The sequence below is a fragment of the Gracilibacillus salinarum genome, assembly GCF_022919575.1.
Classification (GTDB): domain Bacteria; phylum Bacillota; class Bacilli; order Bacillales; family Amphibacillaceae; genus Gracilibacillus; species Gracilibacillus salinarum.
This window is the reverse complement of the sequence record NZ_CP095071.1, coordinates 2,609,551-2,635,257: the sequence shown is the minus strand read 5'-3', so window position 1 is coordinate 2,635,257 and position 25,707 is coordinate 2,609,551. Positions and strand designations below refer to the sequence as shown.

Here is a 25,707-nt window from a genome sequence, read left to right as displayed (position 1 = left end):
CTGAGATCTTGTTAGATACACTATAAATGTAAACGCTTCAACTTTCAGTAGGATTATGAAGGGGAGGAAATTGTAATGAATAGAAAAAAAGGTTTTATCGTTCTGATTGCTGGATTATTCTTATTTTTACTCATTGGTTGCAGTAATACCGACTCAAATGGATCAGCGGATAATGGTGAGGAGAGCTCAGATGTTGTCACGTTAAACTATTTTGATTGGTTTGATGAAGAGAACTATATGACAGAGGTTATCGCGAAATTCGAGGAAGAGAACCCAGATATAAAAATTAATGCTACATTTGTACCGACGAATGAATATGAACAGAAATTATTAGTGAATATGTCTTCTGGCGAGGGGATGGATGTATTCGCACTTGCTACTGCTGGTGCAATGTCTACGTATCAAAGCAAGGGGCAATTGCTTGAAATCAGCGAATATGTGGATACCGAAGCGTTAGATAACATTTCCAGTTTAATAGAGCAAGTGAAGATCGATGACGGCTTATACAGTCTGCCATATCGTTCGGGTGCATGGGCCTTATATTATAACAAAGATATCTTTGATGAGGCAGGGGTAGATTATCCTGATGAGACCTGGACGTGGGAAACGTATAGAGAGATGGCGAAGAAGCTGACTTACGAAGGGGAAAATGGTAAAGTGTGGGGCTCGTTAAATTATGAACCATCCTCAACCTGGTGGAGAATTCCGGCCAATACATCGGGTCATATTAATCCAAATGATCCAGAAGACTTGGCGAAATTTAAAGAAGCAGCTAAGTACAATTATGACCTAGCATATGAAGATCAAACACAAGAACCATACAGTGAACTGGTTGGCGAAGCCGGTAAGGACTATACTGGTCGATTCCTTCAAGGGAATTACGCAATGCTGTTCAACGGTGAGTGGTTAGTCGAAATGCTGAACAGTGCGATGGAAGATGGCGGTAATCAGGTCAATTATGATGTTGCGCCAATTCCTTATACGGAAGGAGAGGAACCAACATCAGTAGGAGCAATGGCAGTAGCAATGGTTTCAAAAAACACGGACCATCCAGAAGAAGCTGTGCGATTTCTTAGCTATTTAGCATCAGAAGAAGCCGGCGAAATTATGGCAAGTCATGGTGTGTTACCAGCTTGGCAATCCGATGCTACCACACAGGCCTTTGTGGAACGACTGGATCAGCCGGAGAATGCGGAAGTTTTCTTTGAACGCTCGATTATAAATCAAGTTCCTGTGGATGACCCATTGTATACGGAAGGAATGGAGATTATGAAAGAGGAAGCTTCCCTGTATTTGTTGAAGGAGAAAGAGTTGGATGAAACATTTAATACAATACAGGAACGGATTGATGCAGAAGTGTTAGATAAATAGCTTGTGCAACAACATGTAAGAAAGGAGTGAAGTGATGGGCATATTGAAAAAGAAATACCTGGTTGCGTTTATGTTCCTTTTGCCGAGCTTGATTGGATTAACGATATTTGTTCTGTATCCGATCGTTTCATCCTTTGTGATGAGTTTTACGAATTGGGATGGACTGTCGCCAATGGCGTTTAAGGGATTAGATAATTATATTCAATTATGGAGTGACGAAACGTTCAGAATCTCGCTTCTTAACAATTTCTATTACACGGGAGTATCAGTTCCATTAACGATTATTTTCTCGATACTGTTAGCGGTGATGATGAATGTCAAAATAAATGGCATTGGCTTTTTTCGAGTGCTGTACTTCCTTCCGAATGTAACAGCAGCTATAGCTGTCGGTGTTATTTGGTCGTCGATGTTTACAAGAGAAGGTCCGGTTAATCAGCTGATGACTTTCATAGTGGAAGATCCGCCTAATTGGCTTGGATCTTCTCTATGGGCTATGCCTGCGATTATCATTGTGTCAGTGTGGAAAGGAGTTGGCTATTTCGCTATTATTCTGCTTGCCGGTTTGCAGGGGATACCTCATCATTTGTATGAAGCAGCGACCATTGATGGCGCCAATCGATGGAAACAATTCATTCATGTGACGATTCCTGTGCTATCTCCTGTTATCTTCTTTTGTACCATCATGGCCATGATTAGTTCGTTCCAGGTATTTGATACGATTGTAGCCATGACAGAAGGCGGACCTGGTCGCTCTACAAATGTATTAGTCTACCATATCTATAATACTGCTTTTATGGATTTTGAGTTTGGTTATGCATCGGCTATGTCTTATATTTTGTTCATCATTATCTTGATAGTTACGATTATTCAATTCCGTAGCCAGAAACGATGGGTACATTTCTAGGGAGGTGTGACAGAAAATGAAAGGAACGAACGCAATAGAAAATAAGATGGTATCTGCCAAAGCAAAAGATATCAAAATGAAAAAATCATTGTTCACGATTTTTACGTACGTGATGCTCATTCTGGTTGCTATGGTGATGGTCATGCCTTTCGTTTGGATGGTATCTGGCTCGTTGAAGGATGCGGCGACAATTTTTCAGGACAGCATGAACATCATTCCAGAGAATCCGAATTGGGATAATTATCCGAAGGTGTGGGGCAGTGTTCCTTTTGCGATGTTTTATTGGAATACAACGAAGGTTGCGGTTCTGACTACGCTGGGCACGGTGTTAACTTCTGCGCTAGCAGCGTATGCATTCGCGAAGTTAGAATTCCCGGGACGTGAGAAAATTTTCTTTTTGTATATTGCGACAATGATGATACCAGATCAAGTAACGATGATTCCTCAGTTTGTATTGATGAGGGATCTTGGGTTACTGAATACACATACTGCACTGATTCTTGTGAAATTGTTTCACCCTTTCGGTGTCTTCTTGTTAAGACAGTTTTTCCTAACGATTCCAAATGAATTAAGTGACTCAGCACGGATAGATGGTTGTTCAGAGTTCCGAATATTTTGGAATATCATATTGCCTTTATCGAAGGCAGCGCTCGGCACACTGGTTATTTTTACATTATTAAATAGCTGGAATGACTTTATCAATCCACTTATTTACTTAAGTGAACAGTCTTTATTTACATTACAAATTGGGATTCGTTATTTCCAACAGTTATATGGTGCGGATTATCATTTGATTATGGCAGCCACAACGCTTTCATTAATTCCAATTGTAATCGTTTATTTATTTGCCCAAAAATATTTTATCGAAGGTATTTCTACAACTGGACTGAAAGGATAAAATTAATAGAAAAGGCGGGAGTATTATGGATATTGTAAGAAATATCATGGACTTTGATAAGAATTGGCTTTTTCATAAAGGAGATACAGCTGATGCATATCAAGTATCTTATGATGATGCCAATTGGAGACGATTAAACGTTCCGCATGATTGGAGTGTGGAAGGGGATATTGCCAGAGATAACGAGAGTGGACAAAGTGGTGGATTCGTTCCAACTGGCATTGGCTGGTACCGAAAGTATTTTCAAACAACAGATGTAAACAAAAAAGTATACATCTATTTTGATGGTGTCTATCAAAATAGTGAAGTGTGGTGTAATGGTCATTATCTAGCTAAACATCCCTATGGATTTACTCCTTTTTATTATGATATCACGCCCTATGTTATCGATGGCCAAGAGAATGTGATTGCGGTAAGAGTTGATAACTCAGATCAGCCAAATTGTAGATGGTATACAGGTTCAGGGATATATAGACATGTAACGTTAATGATGTGCAATTTATTACATGTTGATCATTGCGGTACGTATGTGACAACAAATATAACATCAGCGGAGAGAGCGGATGTGAATATCGAAACAACGGTGGTTAATGATCATACTTCTGATCAAGCTTTTTATCTGGAGACAGTGATTTTGGATGAACACGACAGAGAGCTGGTGGAAGATAGACAAGAGGTCTTTTTGAAAGAACATGCAAAGTCGGTGATTCACCAGACACTTCAAGTAGATGATCCACAATTATGGTCACCAGACTCCCCTAAATTATACAAAGCCAAAAGCAGAATCATCTGTGAGGGGCAGCAGGTAGATGAATACGATACCACATTTGGTATTAGAGAAATTACATTATCTAATAAAAATGGCATGCAAGTAAATGGCGAATCCATTCAGTTAAAAGGAGTAAATCTACATCATGATGCCGGCAGTGTAGGTGCTGCTGTTCCAGATAACCTGTTAAGAAGCAGATTGGAAACGTTGAAAGAGGTGGGCTGTAATGCGATTAGGTGTAGTCATAACCCCCCTGCAATAGAATTGCTAGACATGTGTGATGAAATGGGCTTCCTTGTTATTGATGAAGTGTTTGATAAATGGTGGTCAGGCAGTTATGGCAAGATCTTTGAGAATTGGTGGCAAAAGGATCTGGAGACAATGATACTAAGAGATCGTAATCATCCGTCTATTTTTATGTGGAGTGTAGGAAATGAAGTTGAAGATCAAGGTTCTAAGCGCACACTTGAAACGTTAGAAATGCTGGTTGAACATACACGAGAACTAGAGCCGACCAGACCGATAACTTGTGCTATTCGTCCACCAGGAGAAGTGGATGGTATAACAGATTTAGAAGAAAAACTAGATGTGATTATCAGTATGGTGGAACTGATGGATGTAGCCAGCTTAAATTATCAGGAGCAATGGTACGAGGATATTAAAAATCGCAAACCAGATGTGATCATTATTGGAAGTGAAACCTATCCTTTTTTTAGAGGTGATCGGGACTTTTTCAAAGGTTATAAACCAATTAATCCATGGTTTGACGTGGAAGAGAATGATTATGTAATTGGCCAATTTATCTGGGCGGGTATCGATTACCTGGGTGAAAGCATGAGGTGGCCAAGCAAGGGATGGGCCGCTTGTTTAATTGATACGAGTGGAGTACGCAAACCGATTTCCTATTTACAACAAAGCTTGTGGACAAATGAGCCTATGGTTCAGATTGCTGTATTTGATGATGCTAAGAGAGAGCCCTCTACGAAAATGCACTGGAATGCGCCGAAAATGGCATCACATTGGACATTCCCGCATTACGAAAATGAGCTGATCAGATTTGTGACGTTTACCAATTGTGAAAAGGTAGAGATCTACATGAATGATCAATTAAAGGGATACCATTATTTATCCGAATTCCCGGATAAAATGATGGTTTGGTATATGCCGTATGAAGCTGGGAAGATCAAGGCAGTTGGCTATAATCATGGGACCAAAGTGTGTGAGCAGGAACTCTGTACGGCAGGTGCTCCCGAGAAGCTTGAACTAGTTCCGTTACGTGCGGAAATTACGGCAGATGGTAAGGATATTTCCATAGTAGATGTGCAGATCACAGATGAGAATGGTGTACTCGTTCCGAACGCGGATCGAACGATTAGCTTTGAAATGGAAGGGCAAGGCTCTATCATTGGAGTAGATAATGGTGATTTAGATAGTCCGGAGCCTTATAAAGCGAAGAAAAGAGCAACCTTTCACGGAAGGTGCAGAGTGATTGTGCAAAGTACGGAGCAGGAAGGGACTGTGCTGCTAACAGCGAAGTCGCAGGGATTAGGCAAAGGTATTGCTGAAATACGAACGGTTCATCAGGATTTGTATGTTTATAATGGTGTGTGAAGAGTTTATTTTTGAATAATAGGAGTTTGCTGTAAAATACAATGACGTATCAAAAAATCGCTACCTTTATGTAAGGTAGCGATTTATATCATTGAAAACAGGAACTTGGTATGTCATCGCACTCCCATATTTTCGAAAAAAGAAAATGCAGTAATTAAATAATACTATTCATAAAGCTTCAACTGATGATACTGATAAAACAAACTTAAATATGTTCTTCGATAAAAAAGCGCAAGTATAATTTTAATTATCATTTTAACCACATGCATAATAGCGTCTGTTTACATTAGTATTTGCGATATTAGCATCACAAATTGCGTGTCTACCTCTACGCTACCTTTAAACCAAAATATATTTACCACTGGTGGATAATTGGTCCTTTATAATCACTCCTTATATACAATCCAAATGATATATACTTATTTGTTTGTGTTTTGATTGGTTTCTCCTTTAGTCCCGATTGGGAGGTAGTAATTGCGGTATTACAGTATTTGTTATGTTATACTAAAAATGTTTAATATTGTTTTTGTGGGGCGACTAATCGAATTAAAGAAATGATATTTATGAATCTGGCTAAAACTTTGCTTACGGAAATGTGAAAAATTATATGCGTGTATCTGTCAATGCTTATGTTTAGATGGGCATATTGCATTTGGGTTGGTGACGTTGAATCAAACATTATGAAGGTAAATCATCATTGGAGGGATATAGTTGAAGAAAAAATTTATATTAGTTTCAACAATATTTTTAAGTATTTTGTTCATTAGTGCTTGCGGTAATTCAACAGAAGATGAAGAGGTAAGCGAAGCCCTTGATCCAGAGGAAACCACGACTGCCTCTTCAGAAAGTGAAGATAAAGCGGAAAATGACAATAGTGACAGTTTATTCGGAGACCTTGATTTACCTGAAGATCAGCTTGGATTATCTATTGGCGATACGGCTCATTATAAATATGGTTATCAGGACATTATAAGAGAATTTGAAATCACATTAAATTCTGTTGAGATTTCGGATACTGCGGGAGACCAGCCAAGTGAGGAAGGAAACTATGTCATCGTGAATGTAACACTAAAAAACTTAAGTGAAGTGCCAGTTATCGCTGAAGATGGATTAAGCCTTAGTTTAGAAAATGAAAACGTCGGCAGTTTACCTTGGTTCTACATAGAAGGTGTTGCGGAAGAGTGGCCAGGTGAGATTGAACCTGATGAATCCCAGACAGGGGTACTATTATACGATTCACCTGTTGGCACTTCTTATTCATTAATTAGTGGTGATTCCTCCGCTAATGCAAATACCATTTCATTTGAATTCGCAGAGGATGAGGCCGAATAGGAGGGGGGGCAGACCCCGCAAATCATGCTGTTTTTTTAGTAGGGGTTTTGTGGTGCTACATCTATAAGTGGAAGTTGCCGACCTGCTAAATTTCATTGAACTGTACGTAAATAGAACGAAAGGAAAGCGTTTTGCCACTTTATGGGGTCTGGCCCTTTACCATTAGTTAGTCTACAATGATTTCCCCATTAAAGTCTTATGAGAGAGTTGGGAGGTAAATGTTAAATTCAAACTTCTCATTAGAATTTGAAACAGAAACAGTTCCTTGATGTCGTTTCACAATTTCCTTGGCGATAGCTAATTACTCGGGCGACCATTTCTATTGGAATAAATAGTTTTGTAATGTAATCATCTGCCCCAAGAGTTAGTCTGGTAATTTTATCGGTCTCCTCTATCATTGCTGTAAGCATTATAACAGGATAATGATAATTTTCCCTGATTCGCTGGCATAAGGTAAAGCCATCTGCTTCTAAAAGCATAATATCTATTAATGCTATATCAAAAGCAGTAGTCTGAATGCACTTTAATGCATCTTTTCCTATGATGTTCTATCAATGTCAAACCCTTCATTTGTAAGGTATACTTCAATTAAACTTGCAATTTCCTCTATAAGAAAAGATACTGTTTTTTCCACGATTATTTTTCCGGGATAGACCAAATAACATGTTGTGGAGAGACACTCTTGGATATAATAGATTAACAAAAAGGGAATGTAAGTTCGTGTTTGCTGTGTTATACTAGAGAAGGATAACGTTCTTTTAGGGCAAGGTCGGCTAATCCCCTTAATGGAAGGGGGTGATGCCTATGAGTATGTATGAGAGTTTTATGGTACTATTTAGTTTTGGTACTTTCTTAATTGCATTGCTCGCTTTGATCGTTTCTCTGATCAAACGAAAATAGACCTCCCTATTTGCCCTAAGAAGTAATTAGGAGAGGTCTACCACCTTGTGATAGCCGATCCCTCTGGGGGAACCGCTTATCCATAACCCGTAGTTAGTGCTACGGGTTATTATTATATGCATTTCTTATTGAAATTATATCATAAAAGGGGATTTAAGTCACTTATCGATGGCAGTATCATATCCTCCAAGTTAAAATTTACTTTTTGATAAGCGCATGTTATATTAAAAGTAGATTTCAATGAAAGTAACGATAAATAAATAAGAGGTGCTTTTTGTGAGTGCGATAGGTTCTAAATAGGAAAAATATCTAACAGAATAAAGATGTTGTCTAAAAAAGGGAATGATGTCCTTTTATTTGTTATGTCTTATTCTGAAACCTATGAAGATACCTACAGAGCAATTACAAAGCGTGTAATGGCAAGGAAATTATTTTTGCTGCCTGTTACACGTATCTTGTGAATGTGAAAAACTGCGGTATCCCCGCAGTTTTTTTATTTATTTTTGTCGAAGTTTCATTGAAATCTAATCGGTAGGTATCTTCTATTATGAAAAAATCATAATGAGGAGCATCCAAAAATGAATGAAACAACGTACGAGAAGATTCAATATAATGAATTAAAACAAATAATAAAATCCTATTGTGTAAGTGGATTAGGTAAACAATTATTAGATAAATTAAAACCAAGTACAGATCTGAACGTAGTAAGAAACCGTTTGAATGAAACAACAGAAGCACGAACCATCTTAGATGCAGGGAGCCGTGTACCATTTTTAGGCGTATCTAATATCGACAATATGATACAAAATCTTGAAAAAGGTATCATGCTGGATCCAAGCGAATTAACCAGTGTAGCAGACTTTTTAAGAGGCTGCAGAAAAATTAAAAAGTTTATGAACGAGAAAGGATTTTTCGCACCGGTACTAGCTTCGTATGCCAATTCAATGACCGAATTTCACCATTTGGAAGAGGAAATTGATTTTTCGATTAAAGGGAACAAAGTAGCTTCCGCTGCAAGTAAAGAATTAAGAAGAATCCGCAATAGCATTCAAGCAACCGAGGAAAAAATAAATGACCGATTAAATAAATTTTTAAATAACGGTACAAATAAGAAGTATATCCAGGAGTACTTTATTAGTAAGAAGGATGACCGCTTTACGATTCCGGTTAAGGCTTCTTACAAAAATCAGGTGCCAGGTACTATCATCGAGGTTTCTTCTAAAGGCTCCACCGTGTTTATCGAACCAGCTGCCGTTACAAAATTAGGTGGGGAGCTTGCCAGTCTGAAAGCGGAAGAGGCGATGGAAGAATACCAGATATTAGCTGCATTAACAGGAATGCTTTTAGAGAACCTCTATGACATCAAGATAAACATGGAGCTCATTAGCCAATATGATATGGTATTTGCAAAAGCGAAATTTAGTAAACAAATTGGCGGTATCGAACCGAAGTTAAACGATTATGGCTATATAAAATTAGTGAGTTGTAAGCATCCGCTTTTAACAGGGGACGCTGTACCACTTGATTTTGAAATAGGAAACGATTATCGAAGCTTAATTATTACGGGACCTAATGCTGGCGGGAAAACCATTGTATTAAAAACAATCGGATTATTAACGTTAGCAGCTATGTCAGGTTTTCATATTATCGCAAATAAGGAAACAGAAATCTCCGTATTTGAGAACATCTTCGTCGATATCGGGGATAACCAAAGTATAGAGAATGCACTAAGTACATTTTCCTCTCATATGAAAAATATCTCAGAGATTATGCGTTCCTCCAATAATAATACCCTTTTGCTATTTGATGAAATAGGAAGTGGTACAGAACCGAATGAAGGAGCGGCACTTGCCATTTCGATTTTAGAGGAATTTTACTACATGGGATGTATGACAGTAGCGACAACCCATTACGGTGAAATCAAACGTTTTTCAGAAATGCATGAGGACTTTATGAATGCAGCCATGCAATTCGACAGTAATACATTGGAACCTATGTATCAATTAGTGATAGGGGAATCAGGCGAAAGTAACGCTCTTTGGATTTCTGAAAAAATGAATGTTCGGGAGCATGTACTGCAACGGGCGAAGCAATATATGGAGCATAAAGGATACCGGATGGAACGTGTTCATGAGAGTAAAATACGGAAACCTAAGCTAAAAAAAGCGGAACGTATGTCGTACCATGATTATAAAAAAGGCGATCGTGTCAAACTGTTGGACCGCGATGACGTTGGGATTGTCTATAGAGAAATGGATAATTTTTATAATGTTGAGGTGTTCTATGATGGAGATATTGAGCAGATAAATGTAAAAAGAATTTCCTTGGAAATATCCGCGCAGGAATTATATCCAGCGGGGTACGATATCGATTCATTGTTTACAGATTTCAAAACTCGAAAAATGCAGCATGATATCGAGCGCGGTTCCAAAAAAGCACTACGAAACATACAAAAAGAAATGAAAAAGAATAGAGAATGAACTAACAAGCATCCATTTTGAAAATTAATCACAATGGATGCTTTTTTTATTATCAGTTAAGAAAAGTGCAGCTACAGAAGTAATCATATGGGGCATGAAGTTGAGTTCCTATAATATGGATGATGTTAACTAAAGCTGTATGGCAAAACGGTCATTTTGAAATATTTTATCTGCATTGCAAAGCTCCGGAAATAGGCTCCGCGTCCTGTGGGCACGGCTTCAGCTAGGCTACTACTTGAAAATGCTTCTTTGCTGCCTTGTGCCGAGGAAGCTTACTTCAAAGAGATACTGGCAGACGCAGGCACAAACCAAGTGGATCTTCAGCTCGCGCTGATTCCACGGGAGTCTCCGCCTATTTCCTACGCTGAATGGAAGTGTTACAACGTATGGAACAGCAAAAAGCAGTGGTTCTAAGCATTTTTCAATAGCTATTATATATGCATAAGATCAATATACTAGCTATTACAAAAATTGTAGAGCCCCCATCTTAGCGTAGGCCAACCACGGAGACTCCCGCGGGATTGTGCAGGTGCTGGAGCTAACTTTGTGAAGCGTTCTTCTTCACAAAGTTAGCTCCAGCCGTGCCCCGCAGGACGCGGAGTGGTTGGACGGAGCGGTATCCTAGCACATTAAATATCTCAATATGAATGCTTGGCTAGCGATGACATAATCCATATTTATAGGAAGTTACTAGAAGCCTTACAAAAGCTAGCGTCATTAAAAAATATCAATTCCCACCAATAAATTCTGCCATTTTAGGCAAAGTTAATAGTAAATGGATCGGGAGAGGTGTATATGCTAAACGTTGAGAAAATAAAAGTGGTGACGTTCGATGGTGACCGGCTGAACGAAACCGAAGATAATGCCGCGGTGGAATATCCGCTGACCATACAATTGGACGGGGAAGAGTTTGCGACGATGGTTTGCTCACCGGATTACTTGAAAGAGCTGGTCATCGGCTTCCTGGCTTCTGAAGGAATCATCCGCTCTATCAACCAATTGGCGGCATTACATATCGATCAGGACAAGGGTTTTGCTTATGTTGAATTAAAAAACAAAGAAATCAGGAATAAAAACACGGTTTCCAAACGGTTTATTGGTTCATGCTGTGGAAAGAGCAGACAATTTTACTTCCAGAATGATGTACTGACAGCAAAGACGATTATGACTGACATGCAAGTATCTGTGAAGCAATGCTTGGACTTAATGAATCAGATGCAGGAACAATCCACTCTTTTCCGTTTAACAGGTGGTTTTCACAACGCAGCCCTTGGGACAAAAGAACAACTGCTACTCTCCCGTACCGATATCGGCAGGCACAATGCGTTAGACAAAATCTATGGACATTGCCTTGAAAATCGCATTCCATTGGCAGATAAGGTGATTGTCTTTAGTGGCAGAATCTCATCTGAAATTGTCTTAAAAGTTGCTAAAATTGGTGTCGGCCTGCTCTTATCAAAATCAGCCCCGACATCATTAGCTTTGAAACTTGCAGATGACTTAGGGATTACTGCAGTTGGTTTTATTCGAAATGAACGATTAAATATTTACACACACCCGCAACGTATTACGCAAAGCGAAACATAACAGAAAGCAGGTGAGATAATGGCATTCCATGCACCGAGAAAAACAGCACAAATAGCGATGGAAAATGGAGAAAAAAAGGTACACCTGCCCCTTACGACTACGATTATCTTAGGTTTTTTAGCAGGCGCTTTTATTTCATTTGGTTTTTTGCTCGACATAAGAGTAACAGGAAATCTACCTGAAGAAATCTGGGGATCGATGTCTGCCTTGATTGGTGGAGCTGTGTTCCCAGTCGGACTCGTCTTTGTCTTAATTGCCGGGGGCGAACTGCTGACAGGAAACATGATGGCCGTAGCAACCGCCAGATTTGCTGGCAAAATTAAGACCATTCATATCGTGAAAAACTGGTCGATCGTTACGGTCAGTAATTTTATCGGTTCGATCTTTGTTGCCTATTTTTTTGGACATTATTTAGGATTAACGGAAACAGGAGCGTACTTAGAAAGGACCGTTGCCATTGCAGAACATAAAGTGGATGCTTCGTTTTCAGAAGCCTTTGTCTCTGGCATCGGAGCAAACTGGCTCGTATGTTTAGCCGTTTGGCTCTGCTACAGTGCCGATGATGTTGCAGGCAAAATTCTGGGCATCTGGTTTCCGATTATGGCGTTTGTAGCCATTGGCTTTCAGCACGTTGTAGCAAACATGTTTGTGATCCCAGCCGCTATCTTTGCCGGTTACTTTAGCTGGTGGGAATACGTTGTGAATTTTGTTGCCGTATTCCTTGGAAACGCTGTTGGGGGAGCCATCTTTGTCGGTCTCTTCTACTGGATGGCCTATTTGCGGGAAAAAGTATAGGACTACTATATCAAAGAAAGAACCGAACAGCCTCTTGCTGTTCGGTTCTTGTTTTTATGGCCACTTTTCGCGTCTTTATGGCCACTTTTGTGCATTTAATGGTCACTTTTATTGTTTTTATGGCCACTTTCGCATCTTTAATGGCCACTTTTTACACTTTTATGGCCACTTCAGCAAATTCACAGCTTCTGGTGTTACTCCTCAATCTGCTGTACGACATGTTGCGTACAGTCTTCGCAAACGTCAAGGATATCGTAGACGAGTTGTTCTTCTTCCCTATCCTCTTGACGTCCGCATACCTCACAGATTCTTGCCATAGAAACACCCTCCTTTATCACGGGGCTAACCGTCCGTAATAACCCGCTGATTGAATCAGTCGCCTTTTGGTACATGGGCATCATATCCAACGTCTTTGATGGCTTGCTGGAAGTCGTGTAATGCACCGGCATTCTCATTGTAAGAAACAATTGCTTCCTGGGTGTGTACGTTAATGTCTACACTTTGCACTCCCCATACATCATGCAATGCTTCGGATATTTTTGCTTCGTCTTCTTTTTTTAGATTTGGAATCGACAGTTTACGGGTATTCATTGCTTCACATCCTGACTTTCTGCTAATCCTTCACCCATGCCATGCAAAAATTGAATCATCATGTTTAGTGACCTTTTGACATTGGGGTCATTCGTCGCCTTCATTAACCCGAACAGACCGATGTCTTCGTTGTGTTCTGTACTTTTCGCTGCTTTTTCAATTCCTTGGTTTAATCCTCCAGTCAGCTGATCTAACTTGGCGGTGTCGATTGCTGCGAGCAGCTGCAGCATGGCCATACCATTTTTGATAATGTTATGCATGCCTGGTTGATTAAGTTGTTCGACAGCGAGGACACCTACTTCTTGCCTTGTTTTTAAAAAGGACTTAAGCGCTGGCAGTACCTCCGCTTTGTGAAGCTCCTCAACAATGATTAAACATTCTTCAATGGCTTCTCGATTGTCCGCAACCTTGGTCAAAATGGCGGACAGATCATCCGCCTTTATTTCTTCGGCACTACGTTCGATTCGCTCAATTTGTTTGATCGCTCGGCCCATGGTAAACCCCCTCGTTTTTTAATGTTTCCGGAACCGGAGTGAAATTAGGACGTTTCCATTTTTTCTCCACTTCAACCCCAATATGTGGCTGTGGGTTGCCGAATCGGAAATTGTGGCGTGGTAACGGTGACTCCCCTTTTTGTTCCAACGGCTCCATTTTTACTTTTGCCTCTTTATAGTTTGGTGTATGCGTATCTTTGTCATAATAACTGCTTGTTAATTTATTTACTGCCTTCTCATTATCGACCGTATTCATTGGCAGGTATAATTCTTTTCCTGTCACTCTGTCTGTGACAAGCACACGAATTTTCACTTTGCCATAAGGAGACAGTAAACGAACAAGTGAACCAGTCTCGAGGTTGCGTTCCTCTGCTAATTGTTCGGAAACCTCTAACCATGGACCTGGAGCGATGTGGTGGATTCCCTCCGAGCGATCCGTCATATTGCCTTCATGGAATTGTTCGAGCAGTCGTCCATTGTTTAAATGCAGGTCAAATTCGTCATCATAGGCCATTGGTGGAGTCCAGTCAACAGGGAATAGTCTGGCTTTTCCGTCTAAAAAATTAAATTTTTCTTTGTATAAAAGTGGTGCATCTTCACCGTTTGCTTTTACTGGCCAGACTTGACTGTTCCAACCTTCTAATCGGTCATAATTGACACCAGCAAAGAACGGAGCAAGTTTTGCCACTTCATCCATAATTTCTGATGGATGATCATACTGCCAGTTAGCACCCAGCTTATTCGCAAAGTCACGGAATATCTCCCAATCAGGTTTGCTATCCCCAAGTGGCTCCAATGCTTTGTAAAAACGTTGGATTCTTCGTTCTGTATTGGTAAATGTACCTTCTTTCTCTAAACTTGGTGCTGCTGGTAAGACAACATCTGCAAATTGTGCTGTCTTGGAAAAGAAGATGTCCTGGACCACGAAGAATTCAAGCTTTTCAAAGGCTTCGTGGACATAGTTGATATTAGAGTCAACAAGTCCCATCTCTTCGCCGAAAAGATACATTCCTTTTACTTGTCCATCGGTAATGGCTTCGACGATTTGGTGATTGTTTAATCCCGGTTTTTTCGGAATCGTCGTATTCCAGGCTTTTTCATATCTTGAACGAATTTCATCATTCTCAACCGGTTGATACCCTGGCAGCCAGTTAGGCATTGTTCCGAAATCACTTGCTCCTTGGACATTGTTATGGCCACGAAGCGGAAAGGCACCGGCACCTAGTTTTCCGAAATTACCTGTTACTAACAGCAGGTTACTGATCGCCGTACTGGTGTCTGTTCCACCTATGTGCTGGGTGACACCCATCGCCCAAAGAATACATGTCCCATTAGATTCGTGGATCATTTCTGCCACTTGGATCAGTGTATCTTTGGATAATCCGGATACTTCTTCTGCGTAGTCTAATGTGAACTTCTCCAATGATTGCTTGTATTCTTCTACTTGATTCACACGATCCTGGAGAAATCTCTCATCCTCCCAGCCTTGGTCCAAAATATATTTGGTTACAGCGGATAACCAAACGAGATCGGTACCAGGGTTAGGGTGAATAAATAAATCAGCACGCTCTGCCAGGTCATGTTTGCGCAGATCGGATACAAGTAACTTTTGGCCATGAAGCTTGTGTGCGCGTCTAATTCTGGTGGACAGGACCGGGTGTGATTCGGCAGGATTAGCCCCTACTACCATGATCAGTTCCGCAGTCGCAATATCCTCCATGGTGCCGGAATCCCCGCCAATTCCAACCGTTCGCATTAAACCAGCTGATGCCGGTGTTTGGCAGTACCTTGAACAGTTGTCAATGTTATTCGTCTGGAATACTGAACGGGCAAGCTTTTGAAATAAATAATTCTCTTCATTTGAACACTTAGAGGAGGCGATAAAACCAAGGGAATCTGCTCCCTCTCTTTCTTTAATGTCCATGAATTTTTCCGCCATCAGGTTAAGAGCTTCCTCCCATGTCGCTTCATAGAATTTGTCTCCTTTTCGTATCAGTGGCTTCGTCAATCGGTCCTCACTATTAACAAAATCCCAGCCGAATTTCCCTTTGACACAGGTGGAAATTCCATTAACAGGTGCATCTTTTTGTGGTTGGACACGCAAAATATCTCTCCCTTTCGTCCAAACTTCAAAGCTGCATCCAACCCCGCAATAGGTACAGACGGTTTTAGTTTTTTCAATTCGATCTTCACGCATCGTCGCTTCTACATTGGAAATGGCAAATATCTCCTTATAGCCAGGCTCCACCTCTTTGGTGACATCTATCAATGGTTCGAGCATGTTTTTTGCCATGCCTGTCAGGAATCCAGCCTCCCCAATCATTGATTTTTCCATCAGGGCATTACATGGGCACACGGTTACACAATGCCCGCAGGACACACAGGATGATTCATCGATTGGGACATCGTTATCCCAAATAACTCTTGGTTCCTCCCGCTCCCAGTCAATACTCAGCACCTCACTAACTTGCAGGTCCTGACAGGCTTCGACACACAGTCCACAGAGGATACATTGATCAGGCTCATAGCGGTAAAAGGGGTGAGAGTTGTCCGGCGGGTACGGTTTAGCTGTAAATTCGTATTTCTGATGCTCAATCTCTAAATATTCTGCCGTGTTATGTACGACACAGTTCCCGTTGTTATTGTCACACACCGTACAATAGAGCTCATGGTTTTCCAGAATCCGCGACATCCCTTCCAATTGCGCCTCTCTGGCCACATCAGAAACGGAATTGACGACCATATCAGGTTTCGCAGGCGTCGAACAAGCCCGCTTCAATTCCCCGTCCACCTCGACATAACAGGTGTCACAGGTTTGGATAACGCCAATTCCCAGATCAGGCTGTGTGGAACAAATTCCTGGAATGTAGACGTCACTTGCTAAAGCAGCTTCTAAAATGGTCTGGCCTTGCTTTGCCTGAATATCATTGTCATTCACCTTGAGGGTAAAGCTTGTCTCTTGCATGCTCCCCCACCTCCTTAAATATTGGATATATTATAAGTATTGACTATTAAGCCAACTGTATTACATATTATTGTAAAATTTTCTTGGAGAGCTTTTTTTAAGCAATGAAGGGAGGTGGGTTCAATTTCTGGTTTATTTATCATCAGCGGTTGTTTGAACGCATTCCTGCAAAAAGTTGAAACGATGAACTCGGTTGATACGTATGTATATTAATACCAAATTTTTTGGGAAAGGGGCACTGCTATGGATTCGTCGAAATTCAGGTTTAGTCGGCTGCTTTGCTACTTTGTACTCGTATCATTATTTCTGTTTGTATCAGGCAATCTTGGACAATATTTGATAGAAAATCAAGGTGCGAATCGACAAATAGCGATGCTGTTACAAGGAGTAATCTTTACTGGTGCAACGCTTTTTGTACTTTTTATTCTTAATAAAAGAAATCCGGGAATTATTAGAAATATTGGACTGAAGGGGTCAAACTCATCAGCTAAACGAATCGTCGGCATATCGTTACCTTTTATTTTACTTGTATCAGGTGTCTTAACAGCTTATGTAGCTGGTGGAATTGAAAATGTCAGCTTACATGTAACTCCAAGTGTGATAATAGCCATTTTAATCAACACATTGACAGCTTTTATGTATGAAGCTTTTCCAGAAGAAATCTTTATCCGTGGACTTATAGTTGATGAGCTGCAAAAGAAATATCGCTTTATTATTTCGCTGTTTCTGCAGCCATTCATCTTTATTTGTGTGCCCATTACGGTAATGTCATTGGAGTCAATATTCTTTAGTAAGCCATTTGCGTTAACTATCGATTACTTTATATTGCTTTTCGCCTTTGGGATAGCTCTGCAGCTTTATAGAAAATATACAGGGACATTGTGGATGAGCATTATCTTCCATATTGTTTATCTTGAAGTAGCTAGATATATTTCCATGGGCGGTGTGTATGATCCGGATGTGGCAATTTTAACATTTGATGAGATGTTTGCAGGGTTTATGTCGCTATACTTGTCATTTCTGTTCATTGTAGTCTTGAGTATTGTGGTGTTGTCTGTTTTATTAATAATTGATAAAAGAAAAAATTAATCATTTTGTTGAGAAGTATAATTCTTCAGCACTAATCGGAAAGTAGACTGTGTAAAAATAGTGAAAAATCCACCCATTTAATTGAGAATTGTTATCACTTACTGTATAATAGCTAGTAACGATACTAAATTAGGGTAAGGAGAATGATTCATGCAAATTTACTGGACAAAGATAAATAAGATTATTGATGAAACGCCTGAGGTTAAAACATACATGCTCGACTGTCCGAAAGACTTTACATGGGAAGAAGGCTCCCACACGCACTTCGCAATGGAAGGCTTCAATGCCGGAGAAAAGCCAAACCGCAGCCTGGTTCGCCACATGTCGATCTCCACTTTGCCACATGAAGATTCTATCGGTATCACAACGCGTATTAAAGAGCAGTGCTCGGAGTTCAAAACGATTTTACGCAACCTGGAGGTCGGCAGTGACGTTGCATTATTTAAAACCCATTCGAATGTACCATTGAAACGAGAAGACAAAAATGTTTATCTGCTGTCATCCGGCGTCGGCCTGGCAACATTCAGACCACTTGTGCTGGATTATCTCGATCGTGCCGATAACGTCAATCAAATTCATTCCTTGAACATCGATTCCTCAAAGGATTTCTTATTCACGGATGTCTTTGCATCAGCACCTGATAAAAAGTTCACTTCGCAGTTTGTCGATAATCGTAAAGACTACTATAAAGAAGTAGAAAATCTTGCGGCAGACAAGGACGGCCTTTTTTACGTTGTTGGCAGTGACGAGTTCCTCGTTCAAAATATCGCCGTACTGCGCGAGCAAGGGGTGAAGCCGGAACAGATTATGCTCGACAAGCATCCACATATGATGCCTGAGTTTTTATCTGTTGATGTGGTAAAGTAAATGGAAGCTTTGCAGCGTTATAGGGCGATGGATTGTGTTGGATGAAGGGTAGAGCGACGAATGGAGATTTGTCTCATTTAAGCAGGAAAGGGAACAAAAAAGGTCAGCGGTGCCCAGAGATTTGTCTCGTTTAAGCGGAAAAGGGAACAAAAGAGGTCAGCAGTACCATGGGATTTGTCTCGTTAAGCGGAAAAGGGAACAAAAGAGGTCAGCGGTGCCCAGAGATTTGTCTCGTTTAGCAGAGAAGGGAACAAAAGTGTTTAGCAGTACCCAAAGATTTGTCTTGTTTAAGCAGTAAAGGAAACAAAAGCGGTCAGCACTGCATCGAGATTTGTATCATTTAAAAGAAAGAAGATAAATAAAAGGTGCCCCAGCCAGCATACCCACTATATTAAAATGGTCGCGATATTAAAGGAGCTTATCTACATAGAAAACCGGGCGAGTCTATGCCCGGTTTTCTAATTGTTTGCTGTACTCGGCCTGCTGATAGTATCGATAAAATAATAGAATCAGTCAGCCAACCTTCACCAAAAGGTAAAAACAGGATTTTCAAAACTCTACATAGTTGAATAAAAAGAAAAACACCGGTATACTAATTCATAATATATCAAACGTTCGAACTGACGAACATAAAGGAAGATGCGCAATGAGTCAACGCACGATGGAGCTTTTAAGAGAATGTACTCCGGTTTTCAATATTTTACGAGATACGAATAGGCAAGAGATTTTGATGCTGCTTTTTGATGAAGGGGCGATGTCGGTCAATCAGATTGCGGAGCGTTTAACACTTTCGAGGCCTGCTATCTCTCATCATTTAAAACATTTACTTGATGCAAAAGTAGTGACGGTAGAAAAGAGTGCTACGATAAGATATTATAATCTATCACTCGACAATTCGATTATGTTGTTACGGGAGCTTATCCAATCATTAGAGGTTGATCAGCATAATCAGGAAAAATCTTAACGCCTGTCTGGCAATAAGATTTTTTCTTCCTCTATATCACGGCGCTACCCGTCCGTAATACCACAGCTGATCGACGTCACACTTTATGTTCGAGTGTTCGAACGCTTTGATATTAATGAAAAACGTAGGAGGATATAACATTGACATATAATCAGCAAAAAGAATGGTGCGAAATCATGGAGAAACTACCTGAAACGTATCATTTCGCAGGAGATTATCATCCAGTTGAAGAGTGGTGGGACTGGAAAGGGCATCAAGTCCACCTCGATTGTTTCCGTAACGAAGCAGCGCCGGCTAAAGTGATTCTGCTTCATGGTGTCGGAACGAATGGCAGACAGATGTCTATGATTCTCGGGGGCCCTCTATCAAAGGATGGCTTGGAGACTATTGCAATTGACATGCCAACTTACGGGGTAACCAAGGTAAAGAATAGCGAAGTGGTAACGTATGATGACTGGGTTAATCTGGCTTGTGATTATATCGAGTATGAGTCAAAGCGCGATGATAGACCAATTGTCCTTTACGGATTAAGCGCAGGGGGAATGGAAGCCTATCATATAGCAAGCAAAACCAAGAATGTAAAAGGTATTATCGGGATGACATTTTTGGATCAACGAATTCAGCAGGTGCGGGATGAAACAACAAGAAATCTTTTTATGAGCCGTGTGGGGATTCCAATGGCAACTGTTGCTTGTAAAATAGGACTTGATCGCTTTAATATGAAAATGAGTATTGCCGCCAAAATGAGTGCCTTATGCAATGATAAAGATGTCATGGAAATATTCAATCGTGACACGACATCTGCTGCCAATAAGGCAAGTATGAAATTTTTAGATAGTTATTCTAATTACATTCCAGCGATGGAGCCAGAAGATTTTGATGTATGTCCAGTGCTTTTGACACAGCCGGCTGAAGATCGATGGACACCGTTACATTTGAGTAAATTAGTATTAGACAGAATGAAAAAAGTCGATGTAGAGATCGTTCATTTAGAGAATGGAAGTCATTATCCTGTTGAACAGCCAGCGTTAGATCAAATGCATGATGCTGTACTGGCGTTTATTAAGAAGGTTATTAAACAGTAAGGGTAATCAGCCTGCAGTAAGAGTCCCCCCATAGCGACCACTATGGGGGAACACAACTTATTTATGCTTCTTAACAGGGAGCCAAATTTCGCTGTAAGCATAGTCTTTTTTATCTGGATCCATCTTGGTAAAAGAAAAGGTAGGAGCATTGATGACTTCATAATCGGAAGCAGGCAGCCATTCTGAATAGGTTTTTGCCATTGTTTCTTGTAAAGTCGATGGAAACGGCCCTTCATTCGGAAAGATTGCCCAGGTATACGCTTCGACTGGAACAAGATCGAGCTGATCACTTACATGACTGTTCGTGGTTAATACACCAATCAAGTGAGTTAAATCGCCTTCTTCCTTTTCAAAATGAGCGTCCGCATTGTAGGACGCATTCACCACCTCAAAGGGTTCTATATTTTGCAACGCGTGCATTTCCACTTTTTGTTCCTTTGTAATGCTTTCGGCAAGTTTGACAATGTCGTTATTCACCCCTTCAAATTGCATGGGAACACGTTTACTGACACCTGCTAAATAAAAAGCGGGTTTTTCTTCAATTCTACATTCCATAGTCGTTCCTCCTTTAACAGTTATGACGAATGAAAGCTTGGGATAGGATTTTATCAACCCTTTTTTTACAACATCGGAGGGAAGGAATCCACTCCATTTTTTGAATGCCCGAGTAAAGCCATCCACCGATTGATACCCATATTTAAATGCAATATCTGTCACTTTCTCACCATTCAATAAATGCTTGTTCGCTTCTGCCATTTTTCGGTTCTTGATATATTCATTTAGCGTTAAGCCAGCAAGGTAAAAAAATATCTTCCGAAAGTGAAAGTCGGAAACGCCGGCATACTCGGAGATCTTTTCCAGAGACAGTTCATCTGTTAAATGATCTTCAATGTAGTCGATCACCAGGTTTAATTCCTTTAACAAACTACCCCTCCTTTCCATATCTTCATCTTTCTAATACCCCCACTGATGGGAGTCTCTCTTTATCATAGCAAAGCTTTTTTTACTATACTCGACATTTTTAATAGGAAATATATCGATTTTGACTCAAAAGATATCAAAAAAACGCTACCTTATGCCAGGTAACGTTTTTTAAATTATTCTCCACTATCATCCGGTTTTATAATCACTTTTCGAACAAACCAGACAGCTGCTGCTACAAATACTAATGTAGTGATGACAACCACCACGGCAAGCAGCGTTCCTTCCAGGTTTATCATCGTGTAAGTGTATAGCAGGGTTAAATAGATGATCGCGAGTAGCAGTAATTTTAACGCGTTATTTACCTTTTTTGATTTAAACATGTTACCACCTTTTTTTGATTGGTTTATTTCTGTTGATGTAAATAGGCTAGTGATACACTATTACCCTGATAGATGGAAGGTAAAACACGGATTGAACAATAGCTATAATGATGAGTATTCTCTTTATGATTATACAATGATGATGTTATACTGTTCACAGACATTCCTAATCAGAACGGAGTTTGTAAACATGTTAATCCATTCCACAAAAGCTTTGCAGAAATATTTAAAAGTAAATCCTGAGACAAAAGAGGAACAAGGCGAATCATCATCAGCATGGCATGCACACTTTAAAAAACTGAATCGCAAAAACACCATCATTCTTATGCATGACAGCAGTCTGTATACGGTCGTGTTGTATGGGGTGAGGCGAAAGATTTGAAGCATGTCGAGCAGTTCTTAAAGCAAGCGATCGTCGACACATTAATTGCGGATGGTTTTAATGAACAAGTCGTACGAGACGAGCTATTAGCTGATGAAATATCCTTTACTTCGACCATGGATCGTAAAACAGTCGGTAGTTTAAATCAGACAATACAAGAGATTGAGATTTTTATGGATAAGGCTAACGACAATTCCGTTATTCAATTAGGAGTAAGTAATAAAGCAAATCGTATGCTTAAAAAGTCACCACAGACAAGAGACTATATATGGCCAATAGAAGAAATGCAGTCTCTTTTGGAGGATAAGATTGGTCCAGGAGCTTTTCAACAAGCAGCCATTCAAATAAAAGTAAGCTTAAGACTGGAGACAGAGCAACCAGTATGGCGTCGACTGATTGTACCGTTGAATTGTACGTTTTTTGATCTGCACCACATTTTGCAAAAAGCCTTTAATTGGGAGGATTCGCATCTTCATGAGTTTCACCTTTATCAGCAAGAAACATCTCTATTAGATAATTATTATTTACCAAAGGCTGATTACCTGCTCGTATCCAATGAGGAAGCTTTTGATTATCAACAAGATGGACAACGTATGGAATGTGTCGATCAGGTTGTATTAGGAGAAGTCTTGGGACAATTTAAGAGCATTGCTTATAATTATGACTTAGGAGATGACTGGCAGCATATCATCGAAGTCGAAAAGCGGATTGAAGCGTTTGATTCTCGTTACCCAGTCTGTTTGGATGGTGAAGGAGCAGCACCTCCAGAAGATGTAGGTGGAATGCCTGGCTATAGTGAGTTTTTAGAAATAATCACGTCTGATGATCATCCGGACAAGGTAAGGATGTTAAGCTGGGCAGAATCTGCGGGGTATCGACCTTTTGAACAGCTTCATCAAGCTGGTAGAATTCGACAGGCTAATCCATTATGATGAGAAATTCTTATCAACGCTTTTATCAAGGCGCTAACTGTCCGTAATACCCCACTGATTGAAGTCTCACTTTATGTAACTAGAAGTGACAGTCATTTAATAAATGGAAATCAATTCTTTACTTTGAAAATAGGCTGAAGCGTTTGAAATCGATATTTTAATGAAGGGTGTTTCAAACGCTCAGTGATGGAGAAATAAGAATGTGGTACTGTGTTTAGTGAGTGAATGAACATTCACTATTTTAGTTGTTATGTTGTTGTTGTGACTTAAGCTTATATATTTCTTCATCATGCTTAAAAACTAGCTCTTTCAGATACTTGATATCATCGGATGAAGCCATATTCTTTAATCGAATGGTCGTTTCAGCGTGATATTCACTTAATTTCGCAGTTTGCTCTTGAACAGCATCTGTTTTTAACTCTAATTGACTTAAACGTTCATCAATGACTTTATAGTTCTCATCGATTTGATTAAAGCGATCATCAATAGCCACAAAGCGCTCATCGATTTGATCAAAGTGTTCATCAATTGCTATAAAACGTTCATCCATTCGATCAAGTCTTTGGTTTGTACTCTTCTGTTCATCTTTTAATCCGTGAATTTCATCTAAGATCTGCAATAAAAGTTTTTCGGACATTTAACAGCATCTCCTTAGTAATTATGATTTGATTATAGCATACAAAATCGATGTTTGGACACAGCATTCATGGAGTGATCTGGTATGATTGCTCTTTTTTTTTATGGTAGTCTAGGAAGTTTTTAGAGGGAAAACGAAGAAATTATAAAATGGCCTTGGCATCACCTTCTTTATAAAATGGTGACAATTAAAGGGAATGTATGTTCTTATTTTATTATACCTCCAACTACATCAAAGAGCAAGTATTTTCCTGTGAAAAGTACATGTTCAAAAAGTCAGATAACAGGAGATACATAAAGAAAAATCAAACGTTGCTGGCTGTAATGTATTAGTAGATCTTCAGACAGGGGTACATTGTTTAGTTGGGATCGTTATTCAGGCGGGCTAACTCCTATATTAGATCAGGATGGATCTGTTCTTGTTTAAAGAGTTGAATAAAGTGAGACTTCAATCAGTGGGGGGTATTACGGACGGTTATCGCCGTGATAAAAAGGCAACACAAACATCAAAAAACGCACTGGCTAAGTGAAATGGTTGTGGAGACAGAGAAGCCTTTAAGCATAGATCATTTCCTGAATTGAATATTAAAGGGTCCAGTGAATGTGCGTATCGGAGAAACTGTTGTCTATTATTATAGTTTCTCTGGCAACAACAGCAACCATAAGTCGCAAATAAAAAATAGACCTTGCTACATCCGGTAGTGAGGTCTATTATTATACAGAAAATGGAGGGCATCTTCATTCGTATAATCAAAAAACGTTCTGGCTAAGTGAAATAAAGGTATTTAAAAGAGGTGTAAGTTTTTTATCTTTATGCCATGAAAGAAAGTGGGAAATCTCATGATGTTTCACTTGTGATAATGGAATAATCTTTAATTCGTTGTTATCCACTTCTCTTTTCACTACTTCATAAGGTAGTAAAGCAATGCCTAGGTCTGACTTCACACAATTTTTTAAGGTTTCTATATTCGTGATTTCGAAAGTGGAGTTAAATTTAATTTGGGAGGTGTCAAGCATACCTTCTAATAAATTTCTGTATGAACATCCTTTTTCTGTTAAAATGAGCGTCTCTTCAATTAAGTCTTCCAGTTTAGGGTTTTCAATGTACGTGGCTTTATTGGTGGGAGAAGCTACTAAAACTAAGTGCCCCTTGGATAGTTTGGAAACCTGCATGTTATTTCTTTCCTCAATATCGTCTCCGAATATAAAAGCAAAATCCATTTCTCCAGATTGTAATTCAGACTGAATATCCGATAATTTATGAACTGGTTTGATGATTACCTTCACATTTGGAAATAACAATTTTAGTTCTTTTAGAACGTCAGGCATTTTATACGTACATTGACTTTCCGTTGCTCCTACAACGATAGTACTTGTCATGTTCTTATCGTAATTAATTTCTTCCATTGCTGACTGGTACTGGGTAATGATTGCATCCGAATACACTCTGAATCTCTCTCCAAATGGGGTTAACACTAATTTGTTTCCCAGGCGCTCAAATAGGTTAACACCGAGTTCTGTTTCTAAGCTTTTGATATGGGACGTTACACTTGATTGCGCATAATTTAAAATTTCAGCACTTTTGGTGAAATTTAACGTTTCACTGGCAACCTGAAATGTCGATAATTGCTTCATATCCATCGAATTTTCCCTCCTATCATCATTTCCGATTCATACCATCGATTTTTTCATCTGGTGTACAGATTCATATTACCATAAAATGTAGTTGCACACACAAAATGTGTAAAAAT

General features: G+C 39.7%; 25 protein-coding genes. 16 read left to right on the top strand and 9 right to left on the bottom strand.

Translation table 11 applies throughout. The annotated features are described in order from the left end of the window. Nucleotides 1-75 precede the first annotated feature (75 nt). From MUN87_RS12115 to MUN87_RS12095, 5 genes are all read left to right on the top strand, one after another. Nucleotides 76-1,371: an ABC transporter substrate-binding protein gene (locus tag MUN87_RS12115; protein WP_244740454.1), complete on the top strand. Its 1,296-nt coding sequence runs from the start codon at nucleotides 76-78 to the stop codon at nucleotides 1,369-1,371. 34 nt (nucleotides 1,372-1,405) lie between these two features. After that, nucleotides 1,406-2,275 (top strand): carbohydrate ABC transporter permease, encoded by an 870-nt coding sequence (locus tag MUN87_RS12110; RefSeq protein WP_244740452.1) that lies wholly within the window; start codon nucleotides 1,406-1,408, stop codon nucleotides 2,273-2,275. Between the two features lie 16 nt (nucleotides 2,276-2,291). After that, nucleotides 2,292-3,173, top strand: coding sequence for a carbohydrate ABC transporter permease (locus tag MUN87_RS12105; protein ID WP_244740450.1), 882 nt, complete (start codon nucleotides 2,292-2,294; stop codon nucleotides 3,171-3,173). Nucleotides 3,174-3,198: 25 nt separating this feature from the next. Further along, complete coding sequence (locus MUN87_RS12100) at nucleotides 3,199-5,553, top strand: glycoside hydrolase family 2 TIM barrel-domain containing protein (RefSeq protein ID WP_244740448.1); 2,355 nt, start codon at nucleotides 3,199-3,201, stop codon at nucleotides 5,551-5,553. A gap of 711 nt (nucleotides 5,554-6,264) precedes the next feature. Continuing rightward, nucleotides 6,265-6,885: a DUF4352 domain-containing protein gene (locus tag MUN87_RS12095; protein ID WP_244740447.1), complete on the top strand. Its 621-nt coding sequence runs from the start codon at nucleotides 6,265-6,267 to the stop codon at nucleotides 6,883-6,885. Nucleotides 6,886-7,124: 239 nt separating this feature from the next. Here MUN87_RS12095 and MUN87_RS22445 read toward each other — a convergent pair whose 3' ends face one another. After that, nucleotides 7,125-7,364 carry a response regulator gene (locus MUN87_RS22445; protein ID WP_369413923.1) on the bottom strand — a complete coding sequence of 80 codons (240 nt, stop codon included), beginning with the start codon at nucleotides 7,362-7,364 and terminating at the stop codon, nucleotides 7,125-7,127. A gap of 325 nt (nucleotides 7,365-7,689) precedes the next feature. On the opposite strand from MUN87_RS22445, the gene MUN87_RS12090 reads away from it, so the two are divergent. From MUN87_RS12090 to MUN87_RS12075, 4 genes are all read left to right on the top strand, one after another. After that, nucleotides 7,690-7,785 (top strand): putative holin-like toxin, encoded by a 96-nt coding sequence (locus MUN87_RS12090; RefSeq protein WP_153403725.1) that lies wholly within the window; start codon nucleotides 7,690-7,692, stop codon nucleotides 7,783-7,785. A 578-nt stretch (nucleotides 7,786-8,363) separates the two neighbouring features. Next, nucleotides 8,364-10,265 (top strand): endonuclease MutS2, encoded by a 1,902-nt coding sequence (locus tag MUN87_RS12085; RefSeq protein ID WP_244740445.1) that lies wholly within the window; start codon nucleotides 8,364-8,366, stop codon nucleotides 10,263-10,265. 795 nt (nucleotides 10,266-11,060) lie between these two features. Then, nucleotides 11,061-11,852: a formate dehydrogenase accessory sulfurtransferase FdhD gene (gene fdhD / locus MUN87_RS12080; RefSeq protein ID WP_244740443.1), complete on the top strand. Its 792-nt coding sequence runs from the start codon at nucleotides 11,061-11,063 to the stop codon at nucleotides 11,850-11,852. A gap of 18 nt (nucleotides 11,853-11,870) precedes the next feature. Further along, nucleotides 11,871-12,647: a formate/nitrite transporter family protein gene (locus MUN87_RS12075; RefSeq protein ID WP_244740442.1), complete on the top strand. Its 777-nt coding sequence runs from the start codon at nucleotides 11,871-11,873 to the stop codon at nucleotides 12,645-12,647. Between the two features lie 194 nt (nucleotides 12,648-12,841). Here MUN87_RS12075 and MUN87_RS22300 read toward each other — a convergent pair whose 3' ends face one another. The 4 genes from MUN87_RS22300 to fdhF are packed head-to-tail and all read right to left on the bottom strand — an operon-like array spanning nucleotide 12,842 to nucleotide 16,697. Next, complete coding sequence (locus MUN87_RS22300; protein ID WP_255840628.1) at nucleotides 12,842-12,964, bottom strand: hypothetical protein; 123 nt, start codon at nucleotides 12,962-12,964, stop codon at nucleotides 12,842-12,844. Nucleotides 12,965-13,019: 55 nt separating this feature from the next. Beyond that, complete coding sequence (locus MUN87_RS12070) at nucleotides 13,020-13,238, bottom strand: heavy-metal-associated domain-containing protein (RefSeq protein WP_244740440.1); 219 nt, start codon at nucleotides 13,236-13,238, stop codon at nucleotides 13,020-13,022. Then, a complete protein-coding gene (locus MUN87_RS12065; RefSeq protein WP_244740438.1) occupies nucleotides 13,235-13,732 on the bottom strand; it encodes a helical membrane plugin domain-containing protein in 498 nt (165 codons plus the stop codon). The genes MUN87_RS12070 and MUN87_RS12065 overlap by 4 nt, the downstream gene beginning before the upstream one ends. Next, on the bottom strand, nucleotides 13,707-16,697 hold the full coding sequence (gene fdhF / locus MUN87_RS12060) for a formate dehydrogenase subunit alpha (RefSeq protein ID WP_244740436.1): 2,991 nt from the start codon (nucleotides 16,695-16,697) through the stop codon (nucleotides 13,707-13,709). Before fdhF ends, MUN87_RS12065 begins: the two co-directional genes overlap by 26 nt. Nucleotides 16,698-16,940: 243 nt before the next feature. Between fdhF and MUN87_RS12055 the strand changes: the two genes are divergently transcribed. From MUN87_RS12055 to MUN87_RS12040, 4 genes are all read left to right on the top strand, one after another. Then, entirely contained in the window at nucleotides 16,941-17,786 is an 846-nt protein-coding gene (locus MUN87_RS12055) for a CPBP family intramembrane glutamic endopeptidase (protein ID WP_244740434.1), read from the top strand. Between the two features lie 150 nt (nucleotides 17,787-17,936). Next, the gene (locus tag MUN87_RS12050) at nucleotides 17,937-18,653 is read left to right on the top strand and encodes a dihydropteridine reductase (RefSeq protein WP_244740432.1); all 717 of its coding nucleotides are present in this window, start codon (nucleotides 17,937-17,939) and stop codon (nucleotides 18,651-18,653) included. Nucleotides 18,654-19,299: 646 nt separating this feature from the next. Continuing rightward, nucleotides 19,300-19,617, top strand: a complete 318-nt coding sequence (locus MUN87_RS12045; RefSeq protein ID WP_244740430.1) for an ArsR/SmtB family transcription factor — start codon at nucleotides 19,300-19,302, stop codon at nucleotides 19,615-19,617. A gap of 140 nt (nucleotides 19,618-19,757) precedes the next feature. Continuing rightward, nucleotides 19,758-20,702, top strand: coding sequence for an alpha/beta hydrolase (locus tag MUN87_RS12040; RefSeq protein WP_244740428.1), 945 nt, complete (start codon nucleotides 19,758-19,760; stop codon nucleotides 20,700-20,702). 57 nt (nucleotides 20,703-20,759) lie between these two features. Here the strand turns inward: MUN87_RS12040 and MUN87_RS12035 are convergent, their stop codons facing one another. Both MUN87_RS12035 and MUN87_RS12030 read right to left on the bottom strand, forming a co-directional pair. Continuing rightward, a complete protein-coding gene (locus MUN87_RS12035) occupies nucleotides 20,760-21,626 on the bottom strand; it encodes an AraC family transcriptional regulator (RefSeq protein ID WP_244740426.1) in 867 nt (288 codons plus the stop codon). 173 nt (nucleotides 21,627-21,799) lie between these two features. Further along, complete coding sequence (locus MUN87_RS12030) at nucleotides 21,800-22,006, bottom strand: hypothetical protein (protein WP_244740424.1); 207 nt, start codon at nucleotides 22,004-22,006, stop codon at nucleotides 21,800-21,802. A gap of 190 nt (nucleotides 22,007-22,196) precedes the next feature. Between MUN87_RS12030 and MUN87_RS12025 the strand changes: the two genes are divergently transcribed. Further along, nucleotides 22,197-22,388: a DUF6933 domain-containing protein gene (locus MUN87_RS12025; RefSeq protein WP_244740422.1), complete on the top strand. Its 192-nt coding sequence runs from the start codon at nucleotides 22,197-22,199 to the stop codon at nucleotides 22,386-22,388. Then, nucleotides 22,385-23,320, top strand: a complete 936-nt coding sequence (locus MUN87_RS12020) for a plasmid pRiA4b ORF-3 family protein (RefSeq protein WP_244740420.1) — start codon at nucleotides 22,385-22,387, stop codon at nucleotides 23,318-23,320. Before MUN87_RS12025 ends, MUN87_RS12020 begins: the two co-directional genes overlap by 4 nt. Before the next feature lie 241 nt (nucleotides 23,321-23,561). Here the strand turns inward: MUN87_RS12020 and MUN87_RS12015 are convergent, their stop codons facing one another. After that, complete coding sequence (locus tag MUN87_RS12015; protein ID WP_244740419.1) at nucleotides 23,562-23,957, bottom strand: hypothetical protein; 396 nt, start codon at nucleotides 23,955-23,957, stop codon at nucleotides 23,562-23,564. 354 nt (nucleotides 23,958-24,311) lie between these two features. On the opposite strand from MUN87_RS12015, the gene MUN87_RS22440 reads away from it, so the two are divergent. After that, the gene (locus tag MUN87_RS22440; protein ID WP_369414028.1) at nucleotides 24,312-24,383 is read left to right on the top strand and encodes a DUF6440 family protein; all 72 of its coding nucleotides are present in this window, start codon (nucleotides 24,312-24,314) and stop codon (nucleotides 24,381-24,383) included. A gap of 323 nt (nucleotides 24,384-24,706) precedes the next feature. On the opposite strand, the gene MUN87_RS12010 is transcribed toward MUN87_RS22440, so the two are convergent. After that, nucleotides 24,707-25,597 carry a LysR family transcriptional regulator gene (locus tag MUN87_RS12010; protein WP_244740417.1) on the bottom strand — a complete coding sequence of 297 codons (891 nt, stop codon included), beginning with the start codon at nucleotides 25,595-25,597 and terminating at the stop codon, nucleotides 24,707-24,709. Nucleotides 25,598-25,707: the final 110 nt, after the last annotated feature.